Source organism: Methylobacterium sp. Leaf465, assembly GCF_001424705.1.
Lineage (GTDB): Bacteria > Pseudomonadota > Alphaproteobacteria > Rhizobiales > Beijerinckiaceae > Methylobacterium.
The window spans coordinates 20081-42297 of sequence record NZ_LMRA01000002.1 but is presented as its reverse complement, the minus strand read 5'-3'; the positions used below and the strand labels follow the sequence as shown (position 1 = coordinate 42297).

The 22217-nt window shown below is 71.8% G+C and carries 20 protein-coding genes; 6 read left to right on the top strand and 14 right to left on the bottom strand.

Annotation, left to right across the window (positions count from 1 at the left end; all coding sequences use genetic code 11):
- Nucleotides 1-82: 82 nt before the first annotated feature.
- From ASG51_RS02975 to ASG51_RS02965, 3 genes are all read right to left on the bottom strand, one after another.
- Nucleotides 83-1624, bottom strand: coding sequence for a hypothetical protein (locus tag ASG51_RS02975; protein WP_056379018.1), 1542 nt, complete (start codon nucleotides 1622-1624; stop codon nucleotides 83-85).
- A 66-nt stretch (nucleotides 1625-1690) separates the two neighbouring features.
- Entirely contained in the window at nucleotides 1691-2998 is a 1308-nt protein-coding gene (locus tag ASG51_RS02970) for an FAD-binding oxidoreductase (protein WP_056379016.1), read from the bottom strand.
- A gap of 117 nt (nucleotides 2999-3115) precedes the next feature.
- Nucleotides 3116-3595, bottom strand: coding sequence for a DUF2721 domain-containing protein (locus ASG51_RS02965; RefSeq protein ID WP_056379143.1), 480 nt, complete (start codon nucleotides 3593-3595; stop codon nucleotides 3116-3118).
- Nucleotides 3596-3803: 208 nt separating this feature from the next.
- Between ASG51_RS02965 and ASG51_RS02960 the strand changes: the two genes are divergently transcribed.
- Nucleotides 3804-4004 carry a hypothetical protein gene (locus ASG51_RS02960; RefSeq protein WP_056278476.1) on the top strand — a complete coding sequence of 67 codons (201 nt, stop codon included), beginning with the start codon at nucleotides 3804-3806 and terminating at the stop codon, nucleotides 4002-4004.
- 116 nt (nucleotides 4005-4120) lie between these two features.
- On the opposite strand, the gene ASG51_RS02955 is transcribed toward ASG51_RS02960, so the two are convergent.
- From ASG51_RS02955 to ASG51_RS02945, 3 genes are all read right to left on the bottom strand, one after another.
- On the bottom strand, nucleotides 4121-5287 hold the full coding sequence (locus tag ASG51_RS02955; RefSeq protein WP_244479810.1) for an adenylate/guanylate cyclase domain-containing protein: 1167 nt from the start codon (nucleotides 5285-5287) through the stop codon (nucleotides 4121-4123).
- A 204-nt stretch (nucleotides 5288-5491) separates the two neighbouring features.
- Nucleotides 5492-6511, bottom strand: coding sequence for an AraC family transcriptional regulator (locus tag ASG51_RS24860; RefSeq protein ID WP_056379014.1), 1020 nt, complete (start codon nucleotides 6509-6511; stop codon nucleotides 5492-5494).
- Between the two features lie 111 nt (nucleotides 6512-6622).
- Entirely contained in the window at nucleotides 6623-7555 is a 933-nt protein-coding gene (locus tag ASG51_RS02945) for an AraC family transcriptional regulator (RefSeq protein ID WP_200941320.1), read from the bottom strand.
- A 68-nt stretch (nucleotides 7556-7623) separates the two neighbouring features.
- On the opposite strand from ASG51_RS02945, the gene ASG51_RS02940 reads away from it, so the two are divergent.
- From ASG51_RS02940 to ASG51_RS02925, 4 genes are all read left to right on the top strand, one after another.
- Nucleotides 7624-9177: an ATP-binding protein gene (locus tag ASG51_RS02940; protein ID WP_056379010.1), complete on the top strand. Its 1554-nt coding sequence runs from the start codon at nucleotides 7624-7626 to the stop codon at nucleotides 9175-9177.
- Complete coding sequence (locus ASG51_RS02935) at nucleotides 9170-9592, top strand: response regulator (protein ID WP_056379008.1); 423 nt, start codon at nucleotides 9170-9172, stop codon at nucleotides 9590-9592. The genes ASG51_RS02940 and ASG51_RS02935 overlap by 8 nt, the downstream gene beginning before the upstream one ends.
- A gap of 85 nt (nucleotides 9593-9677) precedes the next feature.
- Nucleotides 9678-10301 carry a response regulator gene (locus ASG51_RS02930; protein WP_056379005.1) on the top strand — a complete coding sequence of 208 codons (624 nt, stop codon included), beginning with the start codon at nucleotides 9678-9680 and terminating at the stop codon, nucleotides 10299-10301.
- A 163-nt stretch (nucleotides 10302-10464) separates the two neighbouring features.
- Nucleotides 10465-11403, top strand: coding sequence for a pirin family protein (locus ASG51_RS02925; protein ID WP_056379003.1), 939 nt, complete (start codon nucleotides 10465-10467; stop codon nucleotides 11401-11403).
- A 201-nt stretch (nucleotides 11404-11604) separates the two neighbouring features.
- Here the strand turns inward: ASG51_RS02925 and ASG51_RS02920 are convergent, their stop codons facing one another.
- The 8 genes from ASG51_RS02920 to ASG51_RS02880 form a co-directional block, all read right to left on the bottom strand.
- Nucleotides 11605-13182, bottom strand: coding sequence for a gamma-glutamyltransferase family protein (locus tag ASG51_RS02920; protein ID WP_056379001.1), 1578 nt, complete (start codon nucleotides 13180-13182; stop codon nucleotides 11605-11607).
- Nucleotides 13183-13201: 19 nt separating this feature from the next.
- Entirely contained in the window at nucleotides 13202-14131 is a 930-nt protein-coding gene (locus ASG51_RS02915) for an ATP-binding cassette domain-containing protein (protein WP_056378999.1), read from the bottom strand.
- Nucleotides 14128-15159 (bottom strand): ABC transporter ATP-binding protein, encoded by a 1032-nt coding sequence (locus tag ASG51_RS02910; RefSeq protein ID WP_056212308.1) that lies wholly within the window; start codon nucleotides 15157-15159, stop codon nucleotides 14128-14130. The genes ASG51_RS02915 and ASG51_RS02910 overlap by 4 nt, the downstream gene beginning before the upstream one ends.
- A 2-nt stretch (nucleotides 15160-15161) precedes the next feature.
- Nucleotides 15162-15992: an ABC transporter permease gene (locus ASG51_RS02905; RefSeq protein ID WP_274534722.1), complete on the bottom strand. Its 831-nt coding sequence runs from the start codon at nucleotides 15990-15992 to the stop codon at nucleotides 15162-15164.
- 280 nt (nucleotides 15993-16272) lie between these two features.
- On the bottom strand, nucleotides 16273-17217 hold the full coding sequence (locus tag ASG51_RS02895; RefSeq protein ID WP_056277975.1) for an ABC transporter permease: 945 nt from the start codon (nucleotides 17215-17217) through the stop codon (nucleotides 16273-16275).
- Nucleotides 17218-17233: 16 nt separating this feature from the next.
- Nucleotides 17234-18739 (bottom strand): ABC transporter substrate-binding protein, encoded by a 1506-nt coding sequence (locus ASG51_RS02890; protein WP_056212312.1) that lies wholly within the window; start codon nucleotides 18737-18739, stop codon nucleotides 17234-17236.
- 135 nt (nucleotides 18740-18874) lie between these two features.
- Complete coding sequence (locus ASG51_RS02885; RefSeq protein WP_056378996.1) at nucleotides 18875-20494, bottom strand: gamma-glutamyltransferase family protein; 1620 nt, start codon at nucleotides 20492-20494, stop codon at nucleotides 18875-18877.
- Nucleotides 20495-20589: 95 nt separating this feature from the next.
- Nucleotides 20590-21654: an SDR family oxidoreductase gene (locus ASG51_RS02880; RefSeq protein ID WP_056277964.1), complete on the bottom strand. Its 1065-nt coding sequence runs from the start codon at nucleotides 21652-21654 to the stop codon at nucleotides 20590-20592.
- A 111-nt stretch (nucleotides 21655-21765) separates the two neighbouring features.
- On the opposite strand from ASG51_RS02880, the gene ASG51_RS02875 reads away from it, so the two are divergent.
- Complete coding sequence (locus tag ASG51_RS02875; RefSeq protein WP_056212318.1) at nucleotides 21766-22143, top strand: helix-turn-helix domain-containing protein; 378 nt, start codon at nucleotides 21766-21768, stop codon at nucleotides 22141-22143.
- Nucleotides 22144-22217: the final 74 nt, after the last annotated feature.

Genomic DNA, 22217 nt, shown 5'->3' with positions numbered 1-22217 from the left:
GCGGTGGCACAAGCGTGCGCGCCGATGATTGTTCCTGGGGCGGGATTAAAATGTCCGTGATGACGTAAGTGGCTGCGAAACGTCAGGTTTCGGAGGCACCGCCCGCCCCGCCGCGGAAGCGCCGGCGGACGCGTCCGGCCCCGTCGATGAATTCAAAATGCGGCGTTCGGTTGAGGGTGTGCAGGCCCGTGCCCGGGAAGCGCGGACCCGCACGCAGGATCATCTCCACGCTCTGGGCGTAGCCCGCCGCGTCGAGGCGCCGGATCCGCGCGAGGCCGAGCGCCCCGCCATAGCCGTCGCGGCAATCCTGCACCGGCCGGAACAGGGCACCGTCCCGGGCGACGATGCGGCCGCCGGACCGGGCGGCGGCGATGTCGATCAGCACCGGATTTCCGGGATGCGCGGTCCACGGCCCGCGGAAATCCGGCGCGGACCAGAGGTGCAGGCTGTCGGAATACGATCCCCAGGCGGCGAAGGGGCCGTCATGCTCGCCGTCGTCGCGCACCGTCGCGAACAGCCACCAGCGGCCGTCGTGCCGGAGAAGAGTCGGATCGCTGGCATTCAGGCCGGAGATCAGGGTCGCCTCCTTGACCCAGCCGCCGGGGAAGGCGGTGGCGCGGTAGAGATCGAGGGTTCCGGTGGCGCCGCTCTCGGGCACCATCCAGTAGGCACCGCCCTCCGCGAAGACGAACGGATAGGAGAGGTGGTGGGCGGCCTCCAGCACCGGCACCGGTGTCCCGAGGGGGCCGTCGGCGCCGAAGCGCACGGCCGAGATCACGCCCTTCTGCAGGACGTGGCTGTAATCCTCCACGAACAGCACCGTGCCGGCGGCATCGGCGATCGGGAACGGATCGGCGTAGAAGCGGCGCCCGTCGTCCGGAAGCGTGTGCCAGCCGGTCTCCGGATGGGCCTGGAGGTCGATGAGGTCGGGACCGGCGAGCCGGCGCCAGCCGACCCGCCAATGGGGCGCCCAGGTGCAGAGGGCGTAGAGCCGGCGGGCGGCCATCCGGGCACAGGTGCGGGCGGCCCGAGCCGTGAGGGCGGCCGCCGTGAAGCCCGTCGGCGCCGGGCCCGGGATCGGGACACCCTCGGGCGCGAGCCGCGGCCCCGCTCCGCCGAGGGCGGCCAGGATCAGGCTCACGGTCCGAACGAGAGCATCCTCGAAGGCGGTGAGCATGATGCCCCGCGCCTCGGTTCCGACCCGGCCGGAGGCGACGATCCGCCCGTCGTCGGTCAGGCTGACCACGGGCGGGCGCCCGGCCAGCAGCGAGGCGAGCAGGGCCGCCTCGCCGCAGGCCCCGTCGAAGGCGAGGCGCCAGACCGGCACGCCCGGCGGACCCGCCGCGTCGCCGCAGAGGTCGAGGACGAGGTCGGGCATTCCGTCGGCCGGGGCGGCACCGGCCAGGAGGTCCGCGCGTTCGACCCGCAGGGCCGGCCCGGTGCGCGGCAGCCGGCGCAGCATCGCCTCGAGCCGGAACAGCAGCGCGGCGTTGGGCGGCAGCGCGCCTGGTCCCGGCGACAGGTCGAGGGACACCGAGAGCCCGGGGCGGCGCAGGAGGCGTTCGATCAGCCGGAGGTGCCAACGGCGGCACATGCCCCCGTCGAGGCGAACGCTCAGGCGCATGGAGACGGATGTCCTCGGACGAGGGAGTGGTGCGGCCCCCCGGCATGGCGCCTCCGGCGGGAGGCGTCAATCCGCGCGTTCGCGCGCCCGAACCGGGTTCCACCGCGGCCAGCCGAGGAGGCGCTGTGGCGCGAAGGGCGCCACCGGAACGGCGGGCGCGGCGCCGGTGGCGAGATCGGCCACCAGGCGCCCCGTAATCGGCCCCGTGGACAGGCCGATATGGCCGTGGCCGAACGCGAAGATCAGGCCGCGATGCCGGGGTGCCGGGCCGATCACCGGCAGGCCGTCCGGGGTCGAGGGGCGCGCGCCCATCCAGGGGCGGTTGTCGAGGCTCGCGCCCAGGCGCAGCGTTCCGCCCGCTTCCTGCGCGGCGGCCTCGATCTGGACGTAGTCGGGGGGAGCCTCGCGGGCATTGAGTTCGACGCCGGAGAGGACGCGCACGCGCCCCTCACCCATCGGGGCGATGATCGAGCCGGCGCCGGTGTCGAGCACCGGGCGGGTCAGCGGCGGGCTGTCGGGATGCAGGGCGTAGTGGGCGTGGTAGCCGCGCTCCGCCGCGAAGGCGAAGCGGTAGCCGAGGCCGCGGGCGATCTCGCCGGAGGCGGCGCCCGCGGCCAGGACGACCTGGCGGGCCCGCACAGTGCCGCCGTCGTGGCGGATGCACCAGCCCTCCCCCTCGGGCTCGAGGTGCGTCGTAACCATTCGGAGCGTTCGTCCGCCGAGCCCGAGATAGAGGTGTTGATAGGCTTCCAGCAGCCCGCCCGGATCGCTCACGGCGCCGGTCTCCGGCAGGAGCATGCCGTGGGCATAGGCCCGGATCAGGGCCGGCTCCGCGGCGCGGATGTCGTCCGGGTCGAGGATCTCGAAGGAGACGCCGTGCCGGCCCAGGATCGCCCGCTCCAGGACCGCGCCGGCGAAGGCGGCGTGCGTCCGGTAGAGCTTGATCCAGCCGCAGCGGCGCAACAGGTGGCCGGCGCCCGCCCGCTCGGCCAGGGCGAGATGCGCGGGCAGCGCCGCGCTGGTCAGGGGCAGCAGGGACGCGGCGGCCCGCTCCCAGGCGGAGGTTCGGGCGGAGGCCAGGAAATGCGCCGTCCAGGGCAGCACGCGGGCGACGTGGGTGTGGCGCAGGCGCAGGCCCCGGTCGGCATTGCGCAGGTAGGTCGGCAGCTTGGCCCAGAGGGCCGGGCTCGACATCGGAAAGATCGAGCCCCGGCTGATCACGCCGGCATTGCCGTAGGAGGTCCGGGCGCGCGCCTCCCCGGGATCGCAGAGCAGGACGTCGAGGCCCCGGTCCCGCAGGGCGATCGCCGAGGCAAGCCCGACCATGCCGCCGCCGATGACGACCACATCCGCCTTCATTGTCTCGACGCTCATCGGACCTCGTCCCATCCCTGCCGGCGGACTGGCGCGTATCAGGGTGCGGCCCGTTGATCGAGACCGCCCGCACGCACGCCAGCCCCTCGTCCCCCGCGAGGCCGGCCCGCGCGCGGCTCAGGATGCGCCGCGTTCCCCCGCATGCTCCTGCTGGCGGTCGACCTCGTCCCGGATGCCGCGCCCGGCCATCAGGATCTCGACCAGGAAGGCGCAGACCGCGACCACGGTGCAGACCAGCGCCACGCCGAAGCAGGCGAACAGGATCGAGGCGGTCGCGGCATCGCGCAGGGCCCCGACGAACAGGGTGAGCACGGCGATACCGGTCATGACCGCGCCGGCGGAGGCCAGGACCACGGCGCCGTCCAGCACGAAGGAGCGCCGCCGCAGATACGACAATTGCCGGGAGAGGCGGACGGCCTCGTGCGGGTCGGCGGTCCGCAGACCGGCAGCCGCCGCATCGACCTTGTCGGCGACGCGGCCGAGGCGCGTCGAGAAGACGTTGAGCAGGGTCGCGAGCGCCGTCAGCAGGAACGCGGGCGCGAGGGCGATCTGGATGACGTGGGCGATGTCGTCGGGTGCGACGGGCGTGGGGGACATGAAGGCCTGATAGGCCAAAGCGCGACCGACCGGAATACGCTCCGGTGCCCCCGAGGCGACGGGGGCAGCGTGTCCCAAGGCTCCGATCCCCGATCCTGCGACGCGACCGGGGAACCGCCCCCCGACAAGACGGTTGACGCTTACATTGGATCTGTTCTAATTCGTAAGTAGCAGCGGCGGCACGCCGCGCAGGATGGAGATCACCGACATGGCGAACGCGAAGTGCGAGAGCTGCAAGTTCTTCGACGAGCACAAGGTCAACGGCGCCGCCGCGGCGGCCGACGAGGGGCTGTGCCGGTTCAATCCGCCGGTGAGCCAGCCGGGTCCGTCGGATCACGGCCTGTGGCCGGTGGTCGGCTCGGCCGACTGGTGCGGCCACTTCGCGCCCGAAATGACCGCCGCGGAGTAAGCGGCGGCGTCGATCCCGCTTCGACCATCCCGAAGGCCAGCCGCGAGGCTGGCCTTTCCCGTTCCGGGGTCCTGCGGTTTCGGGTAGCGCCTCGGTTCAGCGCGCCGGCCGCGGCGTCACGCACCGGCCTCGGCGTCGTCCGGGAAGGCCAGCACCTCCAGGGGATCGCCGACGCCGCGCAGGGGAAAGGTCCCGAGGGGCACGAGCTGGTGTCCGTCGCTGGAGCGGGCCGCGAAGGCGCCCGAGAACAGCACGCTGACGTCGAGGACCTTGGTCAGGCTCTCCAGCCGGGCCGCCACGTTCACGGCGGGCCCGATGATCGTGAAGTCCAGGCGCGAGCGCGAGCCGATGTTGCCGTACATCACCGCGCCGACATTGACGCCGATGCCGTAGCCGAGGCGCGGCTGCCCGCGCTCGGCCCGCGCCGCGTTCAGCGCTCGCATGGCGGCGCGCGCCTCCAGGGCGGCGGATTGCGCTGCGGTGCAGGCGGCCGGCGTGTCGAGGTGGAAGATCGCCAGCAGGCCGTCGCCCATGAATTTCAGGATCTCGCCCCCGTGCCGCTCGATCGGCAGGGAGATCGCGTCGAAGTAGTCGTTCAGCAGGGCGATGACGTCGTCGCGCGGCCACAGCTCGGAGATCTCGGTGAAGCCGCGCAGGTCGATCACCATGATGGCGGCCTCCACGGTGACGCCGCTGCCGCGCCGGGTCGCCCCGTTGAGGATCATCTCGCTGGCATGCGGTCCGACATAGGTGTCGAGGAGCAGGCGGGTCAGGCGGTTCTTGTGCCGGACCTCCGTGACCACCGACAGGGCCGGCAGGAGCGAGGCCAGGAGATCGAGGTCGTCGGGCGCGAACCCGCCGGGCCGATCGGCCGAGAAGGTGACGATGTGGCTCTTGCCGAGGGTGTAGTGCAGCGGCCAGGCGACGTAGTCGGTCAGGCCCTCCGCGCGCAGGTCACGGTAGATCCCGTAATCCGTCGCCGGCTGCGCCGGCTCTTCCAGGCGCTTCCGGACCCGCTCCGCGCCGTTGAAGATCTCGGCGGCCGGGCTGAGCTTGAACTGGTCGGTCTCGACGATGCCGTACTCGAAGTTCTGCAACGCGGCCGCCTCAAGGCCGGTCCGCCAGAGGATGCGGGTTCCGAGCCACAGGGGATGATGCGTCCGCAGGTGGATCGTGCCCCGCGCCACCGGGATCCCGGCCTCGCGCAGGCGCCGGCAGAATGCCACGAAGATATCGTCGAGGAAGCGCTCCCCCCGGGTTCCCGCCAGGAGCCAATCGAGCATCTCCCCGCGCAGCTGGGCCCGTGCGAAGCGACGGGTCTCGTCCTGGTGCAGGGGACTGTTCATGGCCGCGCCTCGCTGCCTGCCGTCGCCGTCCGAGCCGGGTCCGGCGTGCCGGGACCGGCCGGTGATTCCGCGATCATGGAGCCGTCGGCCCGCGCGCACCAGGGCGCCTCGACATTAAGGCGCGGTCACGCCGATGCCCTTTCACGCCGAGATCTTTCGGGGATCCACGCCCGGCTCCTCCGGCTCGACCATCCGGCGCCAGCGCCCGGGGCTCACACCCGCCTCGCGGGCGAAGACGCGGGTGAAATGGCTCTGGTCGGCGAACCCGCAGGCGAGCGCGATCTCGGCCAGCGACGGGCCGGGCCCCCGCATCAGGGTCTTGGCCCGGGCGATGCGCTGACGGACGAGCCAGACATGGGGCGAAACCCCGAGGGACTGGCGGAACGCCCGGGCGAAGTGGCTCACGGAGAGGCCGCACGCCACCGCGATCGCCTGCAGGCTCGGCGTGTCGCCCAGCCCTGCGCGCAGGCGGTCCTGGGCGCGGCGCAGCTGCCAGGGGGCGAGCCCGCCCCGGGCCAGCTCCGCGGCGAGGCCCGGATCGGCATGGAGGCCGATCAGATGCGCCCCGATGGCCCGGCCGATCTGCAGGCGAAACACGGCCGCGCCGCGATCCGGCCGATCGAGCGTAGCGGCGGCGCTGGCGGCGAGGTCATGGATCGTCGGGTCGACCAGGACCCTGCCGTCGACCGGCTTCAGAGCCTCGAGCGGATCGATGTCCCCGAGGCCCATGCTCGCGGCCACCTCGACGAGGATCCGGCGCGACAGCCAGATCTGCACCGCGACGCCCCGATGGCTGGCCGGAGGCCTGATGCGGCGATCGAGGAGCGTGACGGCGCTGGCGCAGATGCGCTCGGGGGCGGGTCGGAGGGGACCGCCCGCCGGCCAGCCCCCGTCATCGGCCCGCTGCACGCGGATCAGCAGCCCCTCGCCGTAGGTCTGCGGCTGCGGTGCCGTCGTTCGCCCGACGGCGGGGAGCTCCGAGACCACGATGCCGTCCGTCTCCGCATCCGGCGACCGGGTCGTGCGAACGGGTTCGGGACCGGGCTCCCGCGGGGGTTCGACCGTGCGCGGGCGCTGGCCGGGCTCCAGGGCTGGCCGCCGGCGGCGCGGCAGCGGCGGAATCGCGAGCCGGGCCGCAGGGGTGTCGGCTGACCGATGCATCCTCGTCTCCACAGCAGACCTTCGGGTGAGGACACCCTGCCGGCGGGACGGGGCAACGGTCTTTCGCAGACTTGCTCGGCCGTTACGCGATCCTGCTCTTTGCCGGGCGCCTCAGGGCGCAAGCTGCCGGTATTCCCCCGGCGTGCAGCCCGTCACCCGCTTGAAGGCGGTGCTGAAGGCGGCCTGGCTCGAGAAACCGGACGAAAGGGCGACATCCACCAGCGGCAGCTTGCGCTCGGCCAGGAGCCGGCGGGCGCGCGCCAGCCGCTCGGCGCTGACGAAGCCGTAGGGCGTCTTGCCGGTGACGCGCTTGAACAGGCGCGCGAAGTGGAACGGGCTGAGGCAGGCGGCGGCGGCGAGTTCGGTCACGCCGAGGTCGCGATCGAGGTTGTCGCGGATGAAGGCGATCGCCCGCTGGATGCGCTCGGGACAATCGTGGTCGCCGCAGACCGGATCGGCCCGGTCCGGACGGTCGTGGCCGTAGGCCTGCGCCACCCGGGCCGTGAGGGCGAGGGCCGCAGCCTCCACCATCATCCGGCCCGCCGAGGATTCCCGGACGAGTTCGCTGAGGATCGACAGCCCGATCTGGCGGATCAGTGGATCCGGCACATCGGCGAGGTAGCGCACGGTGTCGGCGCGGATGCGGGCATCGCCGTAGAGGTTCGCCAGGGCCGCGAAGCGCTCGGCCGGCAGGTAGATGTGCAGGATCTCGGTCAACGGGGCCGAAATGTTGATGTCGTCCTCCCCGACGCCGACGGGGCAGAGCCAGATCGTGCCCGCCTCGACCGCCGTCCGCTGGCGGAGACCGGCGCCCTTGCGGCTGACATGCGCCCCCGGAACGCGGCGCGTCGCCAGGGTGATCTCCATCTGGGTCGGTACGATCGCCGGCAGATCGCCGGCCGGATGCGAGCGCAGCTCCGCCGCGACCCCCTGCCACTGCCGGCCCCGGGAGGTCGCAAGCAGGCCGGCTCTGGGAAACTTGTGGGCGCTGTGCCGGTGCAGATCCATGCCCGCACCGTGCAATCCTTGCGTCGGGCGCGCCATTATACAGGTGTATCGGAGACCCCCGGGCGCGGTCCCGCTATCCTGTCGGACCCCGGTGGATGAGGTGCATGCGGCACGGTTTCTCGCGGCAACGGTTTGCACGCCCGACGGACTCGCGACAGGCGCTGCCGCGCCAGGTCTTCTCCCGCTGGCCCAGCCGCGCCTCCGCCTCGGCCCATGACGGTCCCATCGGCATCGACGATCTTCCGGCCTGGATGCTGACCGCGCCGCCGGGGCGGGGCCGGGCCCGGGCGACGGCCATCGGCACGGCGGCCCTGCTGATCCTGCCATCCATGGGCCTCGCCGGCCTCGCCGGCTGGGCCGCCGCGGCCCGGGGCGGGGCGCCCGCCCTCGTCCTCGGCGCACTCGCCCTCGTCGCCGGGGGCGCGGCCCTCGCCGTGGCGGCCCGACAGGCGCAGCGGTACTGGATCGGCGAGACGCGCCTGGAGGCCATCTTCGAGCGGTCCGGCATCTCGATGTGGCGCGAGGACTGGACGGCGGCGGGCGAAGCGGTGATGGCCCTGCGCCGGGCCGGCACGGTGGACATCGAGTCCCACTTCGCGAGCCGGCCGGAGGCGCTTCGCGCCCTGCGCCGGCAGGTCATCGTCACCGACGTGAACGGCTTCACGGTCGAGGAGACGGGCGCCTCCGGCAAGGACGCCTATCTGGGTCCCCTGGACCGCCTCCTGCCGGACACCGACCAGACCTTCGTGCAGTGGCTGGTGGCCTTCGGCCGGGGCGACCGCTTCTTCCGCTCGGAAGCCCACGTGGTGCGCGCCGACGGCAGCGAGATCGACATGCTGTTCACCGCCATGCTGCCCCGGGACCTAGCGGGCTTCTCCGAGATCGTCGTGACGGCCCTCGACGTGACGGCCTTCAAGCAGGCCCAGAAGCGCTTCGCCCGGGCCGACACCGAACTCGCGCGCGCCTCCCGCATCACCACCGTGGGGGCGCTCAGCGCCTCCATCGCCCACGAGGTCAATTCCCCCCTGGCGGCCATCCTGGCCAACGCACAGGCCGCCACCCGCTGGCTGCGGCGCCCGGTGCCGGATATCGGCGAGGCCGCGGCGGCCCTCGACGACGTCGTCACCGAGGCGACCCGCGCCCGCGACGTGATCGCCCGGACCCGGTCCTATCTCGGCAACGCCCCGCGCGCCTCCGCCCCCGTGGACCTCCTCCAGACGGCCCGCGACGCGAATTTGCTCGTCGAGGGCGAACTGCGCCTGCACCGGGCCGCCGTCCACATCGCGGCCGAGGGCGCGATTCCCTGGATCGACGCCGATGCGATCGGCCTGCAGCAGGTCTTCGTGAACCTGCTCCTGAACGCCGCTCAGGCGATGGCGGAGGGGGACGGACCGCGCGACGTCACCGTGACGATCCGGGCCACGGGCGAGGCGGTGACGGTCGACGTCACCGATACCGGCCCCGGCATCGCGCCCGAGCGGCGCGCCCACATCTTCGAGCCGTTCCACTCGACCCGGGCGGGCGGGATGGGCATGGGCCTCGCCATCTGCCGCAACCTCATCGATGCCCATGGCGGCGACATCTGGGCCGATGCCGCGCCCGGGGGCGGGGCCGCCTTCCACTTCACCCTCCCGATCGCCGGACCCGCCCATGGCTGAGCCCGCCGCCGGAGATTCCGCCACCCGGAACGCGGCCTCGCGGGCGCCCGTCGTCGCCATCGTGGACGACGACCCGGCGATCCGCTCGGCCCTGTCGCGGCTCGCCCGCTCCCTCGGCTACGCCCCCGCTTCCTTCGCCGGGGCCGAGCCGCTCCTGAACGCGGCGGACGATGCGGGGATCGCCGTCGTCGTCACGGACGTGCAGATGCCGGGCCTGAACGGTCTCGACCTCCTGCGGCTCCTGCGCCTGCGCCGACCGACGCTGCCGGTCATCGTGATGACGGCCTATCCGAGCGAGTCGAGCCGTGCGCGGGCGCTGGCCTTCGGCGCCTTCGCCTACCTTGCCAAGCCCTTCGACGCCGAGCAGTTCGAACACTGCCTGGGCAGCGTCCTCGGCATCACGCGCCACCCGTGATACGCAGGTGCCTCATCCGCAGAAGATTCACCGGGCTGGCCCGTATCTTGTAAGCTTGCCCAGTGTATTCGCTTTCCTTGGAAAGATGTCCGAAGCGACCGTCCACATCGTCGACGATGATCCGGCCCTGCGTTGCGCGCTGATGCGTCTGTGCCGGTCGAGCGGATTGCTTGCGGTCGGTCACGGAGACGCTGCCGCACTCGCCGCGACACGGGTCCGGACGGCACCGGAATGCATCCTCCTCGACGTTCGTCTTGCCGGGGAGAACGGCCTCTCGGTCCAGGAAGCCCTGCGTTCGGCCGGCAGCACCGTGCCGATCATCTTCCTGACCGGCTTCGGCACCATCCCGATGACGGTGCGGGCGATGCGCGGCGGCGCGGTGGAGTTCCTGACGAAGCCGGTGGTGGCCGAGGTCCTGCTCGATGCCGTGCACCGGGCCCTCGAAACCGATGCGGCGGCCCTGGAGGCCCGCCGCGCCCGGGAGGCTTTGGCCGAGCGTCTGCAGGCCCTGACCCCGCGCGAGCTGGACGTCATGCGCTGCGCCATCGGCGGCCTGATGAATAAGCAGATCGCCGCCGAACTCGGGATCACCGAGATCACCGCCAAGGTCCACAAGCGGCGGGTGATGGAGAAGATGCAGGCCCGATCCCTGGCCGACCTCGTGCGCATGGCCGACCAGATCGGCGTGGCGGCGACCCGCCAGCGCTGAGGCACGGCGCGAAGGTGCAAAGCGAAGCCGGATTCGACAATCCCATCCCCTCCCCCGGCCTCCAGATGCGAGCGGGCCGGCACCCGGGCCGGCGCCGCCTGCCGGGCGAGGCGGTCGGCACGGGATGATCCGGCTTGGCGGCCATGACACGGGAGGACATCGAATGAGCTGGCACAGTGCGGAGGACCCGATCCCGGGCGACCGCTTCACCTGCGACGCGATCAAGACCCTGATCGTGCCGCGCTCGCGGGACCTCGGCTCCTTCGCGGTCCGGCGTGCCCTGCCGTCGACCGAGTGCCGGATGGTCGGCCCGTTCTTCTTCTTCGACCAGATGGGCCCGTCCGAGTTCCTGCTCGGCCAGGGCATGGACGTGCGGCCCCACCCGCATATCGGCCTGTCGACGGTGACCTACCTGTTCGAGGGGGAGATCCTGCACCGGGACAGCCTGGGCACCGCGCTGCCGATCCGGCCGGGCGCGCTGAACTGGATGACGGCCGGGCGGGGCATCACCCATTCCGAGCGCACCGGGGCGGACCTGCGCCGGACCGGCTCGACCCTGTTCGGCCTCCAGAGCTGGGTGGCGCTGAGCCGCCAGGACGAGGAGACCGCGCCGGCCTTCGAGCATTACGAAGCCGAGGCGCTGCCGATCCTCGGCGGCGAGGGCAAGACCGTCCGGTTGATCGCCGGCGAGGCCTTCGGGGCGACATCGCCGGTGCGGACCTCGAGCCCGATGGTCTATGCCGACGTGAGGCTCGAGGCCGGCGCGGTGCTGCCCCTCGACCCGACCTACGACGAGCGTGCCATCTACACGGTCTCGGGCGCCATCGACATCGCCGGGGACGGGTTCGGCCCGGGCCAGCTCCTAGTCTTCCGGCCGGGCGACCGGATCAGCGTGCGGGCGACCGAGACCGCCCGCTTCATGGTCCTGGGCGGCGAGCCGATGGACGGCCCGCGCCATCTCTGGTGGAACTTCGTCTCCTCCCGGCCCGAGCGGATCGAGCAGGCCAAGGAGGATTGGCGCCAGGCCCGCTTCGACACCGTGCCGGGGGAAACCGAGTTCATCCCCCTACCCGAGCAGCCGGCCCCGGTGCGCTACCCGTGAGCCGGATGCCCGCGCCTCAGACCCTCTTCGGTCGATTCATCCCGCGCCCTTCGCGCGCGGATCCCCTCTTCTGTAAGGAGAGGGACAGGGCGAGGTGTGTGACTTCCGCGGATGGGGCACGGCGCTCACCCCGACCCTCTCCCCATGGGAGAGGGGGCCTGTCCCGACCGGTCCAATCGACGCGATCGACCGGAAGAACGTTCAGTAGCCGAGGGCGCAGCCGTCCTTGCGCGGATCGGATCCGGCGGCGCGCATGCCCGTCGCCGGGTCGATCCAGATGATCTGGCCGCCGCCGATCGGGACCGGGGCCGGCACCGTGACGTGCCCGCGCGCGGCCAGCCCCTCTGCGAGCCCTGGAGCGAAGCCGGCCTCGAACTCGACCCCGCCGCCATAGGCGAAGCTGCGCGGGGCATCGAGGGCCTCCTGCACGTCGAGGCCCCGGTCGATGATGCCCGTGAGCAGCTCGACATGGCCCATGGCCTGGTAGTGCCCGCCCATCACGCCGAAGGGCGCCACCACGGCGCCGTCGCGCATCAGCATGCCGGGGATGATGGTGTGCATCGGGCGCTTCGAGGGCGCGATGGTGTTGGGATGGCCGGGCTCGACCCGGAACGAGAAGCCGCGGTTGTGCAGCAGCACGCCGCTCTCCGGCGCGGTGATGCCGCTGCCGAAGCCCTGGAAGATCGAGTTGATCAGCGAGATCGCGTTGCCGTCGCGGTCGACCACGCAGAGGTAGACCGTGTCGGTGTGCCGGATCTCCGGCCACAGCACCGGCGCCTGCGCGTGGGCCATGTCGATGGCGCCGTGCGCCCGCGCCTGCCAGGCCTGGGAGAGCAGGTGCTCCACCGGCACGGCGTTCACGACCGGATCGGCGAAGAGCGCGTCGCGGTGGTGGTAGGCCTGCTTGCAGGCTTCCGCGAAGAGGTGGACCCGGTCCAGTTCGGACAGCGCGCCGACGTCGTACTGCGACAGCACGTTCAGCATCATCAGGGCGGCGAGGCCCTGGCCGCTCGGGGGACATTCATAGACGTCGTAACCCCGGTAGCGGGTCGAGATCGGCGTCACGTATTCGGGCGCCGCGTTGGCGAAATCCTCCAGCGTGTGCAGGCCGCCGAGTTCGCGCAAGGTGCGCACCATGTCCTCGGCCACCGGGCCCTCGTAGAAGCCGGGGGCGCCGTGCTCGGCGATGCGCCGCAGGGTGGCGCCGAGCTTCGGGTGGCGCATGATCGTGCCGACCTTCGGCGCCTCGCCGTCGACGAGGTAGGCGGCGGCCGAGCCGGGATCGGCCCGCAGCTTGTCGCGGTTGCGCGCCCAGTCGTAGGCGACGCGCGGCTGCACCGGATAGCCCTCCTCGGCGTAGCGGATCGCCGGCTGCAGCAGCTCGCCCAAGGTGCGGGTGCCGTGATCGGCGAGCAGCCGCGCCCAGGCCGCGACGGCGCCCGGAACCGTGACGGCGTGCGGCGAGGTCGCGTCGATCGCCACCTGGTTCTCCACGTACCAGGCGTCGTGCGCGGCGGCCGGGCTGCGGCCGGAGCCGTTCAGCGTGACCGGCACGGCGGCGCCCTTCGGCGCGTAGAGGGCGAAGCAGTCGCCGCCGATGCCGGTCATGGCCGGCTCGACCACGCCCTGCACCGCCACCGCCGCGATGGCGGCGTCAACGGCGTTGCCGCCGGCCTTCAGGACCTCGATGGCGGCCAGCGAAGCGAGGGGATGGGAGGTCGCGACCGCGGCGTTGGCGGCATAGACGGGCGAGCGGCCCGGTTTCGAGAAGTCTCTCACGGCGTCGGGTCCTTGGGGGTCAGGAATAGCGGGTGTCGGCGACCCAGTGGCCGGGAGCGACCTCGACCAGGCCGCCGATGGCATCCGGATCGGCGGGGGGCAGGAGGGAGGCGGCGCGCAGGCGGGCGCGCTCCTCCACGGGGTTGGGCACCGGCACGGCGCTGAGGAGGCGCCGGGTGTAGGGATGGCGCGGATCCTCGTAGAGGGCATCGGCCTCGGCGAGTTCCACCACCCGGCCGTGCCAGAGTACGGCGACGCGCTGGCAGAGGTAGCGCACCATGCGCAGGTCGTGGGAGATGAACAGGTACGAGATGCCGAGCTCGTCCTGCAGGTCCTGCAGCAGGTTGACGACCTGGGCCTGGATCGAGACGTCGAGGGCGGCGATCGGCTCGTCGGCGACGATGAAGCTGGGTTTCAGCGCGATCGCGCGGGCGATGCAGATGCGCTGGCGCTGCCCGCCGGAGAACTGGTGCGGGTAGCGCCGGGCGAAGCGCGGATCGAGTCCGACCCGGGCCAGCAAGCCCTCGACCTCGTCGCGGCGCTCGCCCCGGGCCATGGCGGGCCGGTGCAGCCGGAACGGCTCGGCCACGTAGTCGCCGATGCTCATGCGCGGGTTGAGGGCCGCGTAGGGGTCCTGGAACACCATCTGGATGCGGGCGCGCATCCGGCGCATCTCCCCGGCGGAGAGCTTGGCGAGGTCGGTGCCCTCGAAGGCGACGGTGCCGGCGCTCGGCGGGTTCAGCATGGTGACGGCACGGCCGATGGTGGACTTGCCCGAGCCGGATTCCCCCACGAGGCCCAGCGTTTCGCCCGGCCGGATGTCGAAGCTGACATCCTGGACCGCCCGGAACACCGCGCTTTTGCCGCCCCACCAGCTGCGCAAGGGGTAGTGCTTGCTCAGGTTGCGCACCGAGAGCAGCGGATAGCGGTCGGCGGGCTCGGGCCTCATCGTGCGGCTTCCTCGGCGGCGAGGCGCGCCGGCAGGTCGTACCACGCCGCCACGAGGTGGCCCGGGGCGGCGCCGGGGGCCTGGGCCAGGGGCGGCGCCTCGGTGAGGCAGCGCGACGTCGCGTACGCGTTGCGCGCGGCGAAGGGGTCGCCCGGCGGCGGATGGCGCATGTCCGGGGGAGCGCCCTCGATCTGATGCAGGCGCCGGCGCCCGGCCCGGCCGCGGCTGAGGTCGGGCAGCGAGCGCAGCAGACCGAGGGTGTAGGCGCTGCGCGGATCGCGGAAAAGGTCGTCCACCGGGCCGCGCTCGAGGATGCGGCCGGCATACATGACCTGCACGGTGTCGGCGATGCCCGCCACCACGCCGAGATCGTGGGTGATCCAGATGATCGCCATGCCGATCTCGCGCTTGAGCTCCTGCACCAGACCGATGATCTCCGCCTGCACGGTGACGTCGAGGGCGGTCGTCGCCTCGTCGGCGATGAGGAGCTTGGGGCGGCACGACAACCCGATGGCGATCATCACCCGCTGGCGCTGGCCGCCGGAGAACTCGTGCGGGTACTGGTCGAGGCGGGCGCCGGCGTTCGGGATGCGCACGAGGTCGAGGAGGTCGCGGGCCCGGGCCCGCGCCGCCCGGCCGTCGAGGCCGAGATGGATGCGCAGGGGCTCGATGATCTGCGCGGCCACCGTCATGCCGGGGTTGAGGGAGCTCATCGGGTCCTGGAAGACGAAGCCGATCTGCCCGCCGCGCACCTTCCGCAGGTCGCGCTCCGGCAGGCGCAAGAGGTCGCGGCCGGCGAACAGAACCTGCCCGCCGGTGATGCGGCCGGGCGGGCGCGGGATCAACCCCAGCATCGCCAGCACGTGCACGCTCTTGCCGGAGCCGGATTCGCCGACGATGCCGAGGGTCTCGCCCTCCTTGAGCGTATACGACACGCCGTTGACCGCGTGGACCGCGCCGCCCTCGCTGTCGAAGGCGACGCCGAGGTCGCGGACGTCGAGCAGGGGCTTCGGGCTCTCCGGAACCATGGTCAGGTCCTCTGCCGGGGGTCGAGGGCATCGCGCAGGCCGTCACCGAGGAGGTTGAAGGCCAGCACCGCAAGGAAGATCGAGGCCCCGGGCCAGATCGCCATCCAGGGCGCCTGCTCGAGGAAGTTCTTGGCGACGTTGAGCATCGAGCCCCAGGACGGCTCGGGCGGCTGCTGGCCGAGGCCGAGGAAGGACAGGCTGGCCTCGGCGATGATCGCCGCCGCGATGGTCAGGGTCGCCTGGACCAGGATCGCCGGCACGATGTTGGGCACAATGTGGCGGATGGCGATCCGCCAGGGCGGGTTGCCGACGGCGCGGGCTGCCTCCACGAACTCCTCCGCCGCCACCGCCTGCACCTGCGCCCGGGTCAGGCGCACGAAGGTCGAGGTGGCCGAGAGGCCGATCGCCACCATGGCGTTGGTCAGGCTCGGACCGAGGAAGGCGGCGAGCGCGATGGCGAGAATCAGGAACGGGATCGCCAGGAGGGCGTCGGTCAGGCGCATGATCGCCAGGTCGACCATGCCGCCGGCATAGCCGGCCAGCAGGCCGAACGGCAGGCCGAGCGCCACCGCGAGAGCCACCGAGGTCAGGCCGGCGCCGAGGGAGGCCCGCGCCCCGAAGACGATGCGCGAGAGCACGTCATGCCCGACCTCGTCGGTGCCGAAGGGATGCGCCCAGCTCGGCGGAGAGCGGATGGCGCCCCAATCGGTGGCGATGGGATCGTAGGGCGCGATCCCGTCGGCGAAGATTGCCATCAAGATCAGCGCCACCACGATGACGAGGCCCACCATGGCGGTGCGGCGCGCTTTCAAGCGCGTCCAGAATTCGCGGATCGGGCTCGGCTCGGCGCGGAGCGCGGGCTCGGCGGCCGGCAGGGCGATGCCGGGCGGGGCGATGGCGGCCTTGGTCATCGGGCGCCACTCCCGTCGATCGGTTCCTGCCAGGCGATCACGCGCTTCCCTCCCCCTCGTGGGGAGGGATCGAGGGTGGCGCCGTCAGCCTCCGCCGCCTGAGGGTCACCCAACCACCCCCAACTCCTGCTCCTGCCCACGAGGGGGAGGAGAGACGCGCTCGATATCCCCGCGATGCGGTGCTCCTGCACAACGCCCATGCTCACGCGCGCCTCAGCTTCGGGTTGACGAAGGCCGCGAGGAGGTCGGCCGCGAGGTTGAGGAGGACGTAGGTGGTGGCGGTGCAGATCACGACGCCCTGCACGGTGGCGTAGTCGCGGTTGAACACCGCATCGACCATCAGCTTGCCGAAGCCCGGCACCGAAAACACCTGCTCGGTGAGCACCGCGCCGGAGAGAAGCTGCCCGAATTCGAGGGCGCCCAGGGTGATGATCGGGATCGCGGCGTTGGGCAGGGCGTGGCGCAGGATCAGGCGCAGGGGCGAGACGCCCTTGGCCCGGGCGGTGCGGACGTAGTCCGAGCCGAGCACGCCCAGCATCGCCGCGCGGGTGTGGCGCATCATCACCGCCGCGATGGCGTTGCCGAGGACGAAGGCCGGCATCGCCATGGAGCGCAGGTTCTCGGACAAGCTCTCGAAGGGCGAGACGTAGCCGGACGCCGGGAGCCAGCCGAGCTGCACGGAGAACAGCAGGATCATCAGGATGCCGAGCCAGAAATTCGGTACCGACAGGCCCCAGAGGGCGATGCCGTTGGCCAGGGTGTCGGCAGCCGTTCCGCGCTTGACCGCCGACAGGATCCCCATCGGCACGCCGATGACGAGCGCCACCAGCATGGCGAGGCAGGCGAGTTCGAGGGTGACCGGCAGCTTCTCGATGACGAGGTCGAGGACCGGCTTCTGCAGGCGGATCGACTCGCCGAGATCGCCCTGCAGCACGCCGCCGGCCCAGAGGGCGTAGCGCACGGGCAGGGGCTGATCGAGGTGGTACTTCTGCCGGATGAAGGCGATGACCTCGGGGTCGCGCTCCTCGCCGGACAGGGCCGTCGCGGTGTCGCCCGGCAGCAATTGCTGCAGGGTGAAGATGATCATCGAGGCGATCACCAGGGTTGGGATCGCGAGCGCCAGGCGCTGGACGAGAAAGCGCAGCATCGGCCGGGCCTCCGCCTCAGTTGAGCGTGAGGCCGGTGAAGCGCACGAGGCCGTCGGGATAGGGCGTGAAGCCGGTGAGCTTGGTGCTGTAGGCCCAGAACAGCTTGCGGTGGAACAGGTAGATCAGCGGCCGGTCGGCCATCACCCGGTCGGCGAGCTGTTTCCAGGCCTCGGCGCGCTGGCCGGGATCGACCGTGGCACGCTCGGCGCCGAGCGCTGCGTCCGCCTCCGGGTTGCAGTAGCGTGCGTAGTTCAGGGGCGTCTTGCAGGCGAGGAAGCTGAAGGTGTTGCCGTCGGGATCGGGCCGGCCGCTCCAGGAATAGAGGTAGGCGTCGAAATTGCCCTTGTCGGCGGCGTCCAGCGCGGTGGTGAAGTCGGTGGCCTGGAGCTTCACATCGAAGCCGGCCTCACGGGTCATCGCCTGGATGACCTGGCCCACCTGGGGCGCCTCGTTGTTGGCATAGACCGTGAGGGTCACGCTCGGCTTCGGCACCCCGGCCTCCGCCAGCAGGGCCTTGGCCTTGGCCACATCCCGCTTCGGGATCGGATACGCCTGCACGTAGGCCGGGTGCTTGGGCGAGACCCACTGGTTGCCGGGCAGGAACTCGCCGCTGAACACCACCTGGTTGAGGGCGTTGCGGTCGATGGCGAGGTCGAAGGCAGCGCGCACGCGCGGGTCGGCCACCGCCGAGCCCGCCCTGTTCGGGTTGAACACGATGGACTGGAAGCCGAGCTCGATGGTCGAGCCGATCTTGAGCTTCGGGTCGCGGCTCACCTGCGGCAGGTCGGTCGGGGTCAGGCGCTCCAGCAGGTCGAGCTGGCCGGCGCGGAGGTTCGTCAGGCGCACGGTGCCGTCGGGGATCGGCCGGAACTCGATGCGCTGAAGGTGGATCTGGTCCTTGTTCCAGTAATCGTCGAAGCGCTCGACCACGATCCGGTCCTGCGGCACCCGCTCGACGAACTTGAACGGCCCGGCGCAGACGGGAGCGGTGGAGAACTTGTCGCCCAGGCGCTCGGCGGCCTTGGGCGAGACCATCATGCCGGCGCGGTCGGTGAACTGCGCCATCAGGGGGGCGAACGGCGTCTTGAGGAGGATCTTGAAGGTCAGGTCGTCGACGACCTCGACCCGGTCGATCGGTGCGATCTCGCCGCGCCGCTGCGATCCGGGCAGCTTCATGTGCCGCTCGAGGCTGTACTTGGCCGCCGCCGCGTCGAGCTTCTCGCCGTCGTGGAACAGCACGCCGGGCCGCAGGGTCATGGTGAGGGTCTTCTGGTCCTCCGACAGGCTCCAGCCGGTGGCGAGCTGCGGCACCGGCTTCAGGTCGGGGCCGATATCCACGAGCTTGTCGCACAGGGCGGCGAAGACCATGCGGCCGGCGAAGGTGCGGGCCAGCGTCGGGTCGAGGGCGTCCGGGTCCTCCATCAGGCCGAAGCGCAGGGTCTGGGCCTGCGACGCCCCGACGAGAACGGGCGACAGCGCGGCAATGCCCGCGACGAGGCCGACAGCGAACAGACGCAGCATCAAGCTTCCTTCAGAACAGGGATCGGTCCGGATCGCGGATCGGTCGCACCCGAGGGCCGATCGGCACGAGCCGGGAAGACGTTCGAAAGTGCATACATTATCCGTGCCAGCGGATGCTGGCGCAAGCGCGGCCAATTACCAAACCGCCACTTGCCCATCGCGGCGCGGATCGCTGGCGCCGACATAGCCCTCGGTGCCCGCATCCCCCATGCGCCAGATGAACTGGCCGGCGCCGAAATCCTGGTAGCTGTCCTGGATCACGTCGACCCGGTGGCCGCGCTCCACGAGGCCCTGCAGGGTCGCGGCCGGCATCGTCGCCTCGGCGTTGATCTCCAGGCCCGCGTTGAAGCGCCAGCGCGGCGCGTCGCAGGCGGCCTGCGGGTTCTGGCCGTGGTCGATCATCCGCACCAGGGTCTGCAGGTGGCCTTGCGGCTGCATGTTGCCGCCCATCACACCGAAGCTCATCACGGGCGCGCCGCCCTGCGTGAGGAAACCCGGGATGATGGTGTGGAAGGGCCGCTTGCCCGGCGCCACCACGTTCGGACTGCGCGGGTCCAGCACGAAGCCGTAGCCGCGGTTCTGCAGCGACAGGCCCCATTCGGGCACGACCACGCCCGAGCCGAAGCCCATGAAGTTCGACTGGATGAAGCTCACCATCATGCCGGATTCATCGGCCGCCGTGAGGTAGACGGTGCCGCCGCGCACCGGGTTGCCGGCGCCGAAATCCTGCGCCCGGCGCGGGTCGATCAGCTTGGCGCGGTCCGCCAGATAGGCGGGGTCGAGCATCGCCTCCGGGCTGACCTCCATGCTGCGCGCGTCGGCGACGTAGCGGTAGGTGTCGGCGAACGCGAGCTTCATCGCCTCGATCTGAAGGTGCTGCGCCGCCGGCCCGTCGGGGGCCAAGCCCGCAAGGTCGAAGGAGTCGAGGATGCCGAGGGCGATCTGGGCGGCGATGCCCTGCCCGTTCGGCGGGATCTCGTGCAGGGTGTAGCCGCGGTAGTCCTTGGCCGTCGGCGTCACCCATTCGGGCCGGAAGGCGGAAAGGTCCGCCACCGTCATGGCGCCGCCATGGGCCGCGGCGTGGCGGGCCATGGCCTCGGCGATCTCGCCCTCGTAGAAGGCCCACCCCTTGGTCTCGGCGATGGCCCGCAGCGACCGGGCGATGCCCGGCAGGGTGACGCGCTCGCCCACATGGGGGGCGCGGCCGCGGGGCAGGAAGGTTTCGGCGAAGCCGGGCTTGCTCACGAGATCGGCGACCGTCGCAGCGGCCGCCCATTTCTGCTGCACCACGACCGGCGCGAGGTAGCCGCGCTCGGCGATCTCGATGGCGGGCTGCAGGAGATCGGCGAAGGGCAGCGTCCCAAAGCGCTCGCTCAGGGCCACCCAGGCCGCGACGGCGCCCGGCACCGTGACGGAATCCCAGCCCCGCATCGGCGGGCGCTCGGCTGCCCCGTATTTCCGGGCGAAGTAGTCGGGGGTCCAGGCCGCCGGCGCCCCGCCCGAGGCGTTGAGGCCGTGCAGCGCCTTGCCGTCCCACAGGATGCAGAAGGCGTCCGAGCCGAGGCCGTTGCTGCAGGGCTCGGTGATGGTCTTGGCCGCCGCCGTGGCGATGGCGGCATCGACCGCATTGCCGCCCTGCCACAGCATGCGGATGCCGGCCTGGGCCGCGAGGGCGTGCGAGGTCGAGACCATGTTGCGGCCGAAGATCGGCATCCGCACGGTGGGGTAGCCGGTGGTCCAGTCGAACGGCTTCATCGGATCGGGGTCTCGCGCATCGGGGGATCCGGCGATGATGGAGACAAACGCCGGGTCCGCCAAGTCGCGGGCGAAGCCCCGGCCGGTGGCGGATGTCAGGGGATGACCCGCTCCGCCCGCAGGCGGGCGAACAGGTCGAAGAACGCGTCGTCGGTGGCCTGGTAGTCGAGGAAGCCGAGGCGCCGGCTCTTGCTCATGTCGGTGACGACCTCGATGGGGCGGCCGAGATCCGCATCCGTGTGCCAGGCCGAGGCGAGGCGCCCGAGATCGGCCTCCTTGAGGCCGTGCCGGGCGGCGAGTTCGGCCCAGAGCGGGGCGGCGCCGTCCATCTGCTGCTCCAGGGGCAGGACCGTGCCGTCGAAGGGCGCCGGCTGCACGCCGAACCAGTCGGCGATCCGGCCCCACATCCAGCTCCAGCGGAAGACGTCGCCGTCGACGATGTTGAAGGCCTCGTTGCGGGCCGCCGGCGTGGTGGCGGCCCAGGCGAGCTGGCGCGCCAGGATGCGCGCATCCGTCATGTCGGTGAGCCCGTTCCACTGGGCGGCCGAGCCCGGGAAGCGGAACGGCCGACCGGTCTCGCGGCAGAGCGTGGCGTAGACCGCCAGGGTCACGCCCATGTTCATGGCGTTGCCGAGCGCGTAGCCGATGATGGTGTGGGGCCGGTGCACGCTCCAGCCGAAGCCGTCCCGTGCTGCGGCGGCGAAGACCTCGTCTTCCTGCGCGTAGTAGAAGTTCTCGACGTCGAGGCGGCCCTGCTCCTCGCGGAACGGCGTGGCCGGCAGGGTGCCCTTCCCGTAGGCCTCGAACGGCCCGAGATAGTGCTTGAGGCCGGTGACCAGGCCGACATGCGCCACGCCGCCGTTCGGCCGAAGGGCGTCGAGGAGATTGCGCACCATCGTCCCGTTGACGCGGATGTTCTCCGCCTCCGTCTCCTGGCGGAGCCAGGTCGTGATGAAGACGTCGGTGGGGCGGACCTCCGCCAGCGCGCCGCGCAGGCTCTCGGGGTCGAGGAGGTCGGCGGCCACCGGCGTGACGCCGGCCAGGTCGGCGGGCGGGCGCCGGGCGAGGCCGGCCACGGACCAGCCCTCCGACACCAGGTGACGGGCGAGGTTGTTGCCGACGATGCCGCTGACGCCGGCGATGAGGGCCGTCCTGGTCATGGAAGTCTCCGTCTTGATCTGAGACCGACCTATGGAGACAGTCCGCCCCTGACCAGACGGCACCGATTGGGGTCATAGGCACCAAACGGTAACCAGCAAAGGGCGACGACCATGGAGAGGCTGAGTGCGGACGAGACGTGGCGCGAGGACTGCGCACCGCGCCGGGTGCTCGACCTGTTCGCCACCAAGTGGACCAGCATGGTCCTGCATACGCTGCACGCCCGCCACGGCGGGGCGGCGCGCACCGGCGTGCTCCAGCGCAGCCTGCCCGGCATCTCGAAGAAGATGCTGACCCAGACCCTGCGCGACATGGAGGCGAGCGGCCTCCTCACCCGCCACGTGGCCGGCACGGTGCCGCCCGCCGTGGACTATCGCCTGACCGCGCTCGGGGGCCGCTTCGTCGAGCCGGTCGAACTCCTCTACGCCTGGGGCCGCGCCAATGCCGACGCCCTCGACGACCTGAAGCCCCGGCCGACCTCCCGCCGCTGACGGACGGAGGCCGCTCCGGCAAGCCTCCTGCATGGGAGGGCCGCCGAACCGGCAACCAGGCGGAGACGACGACA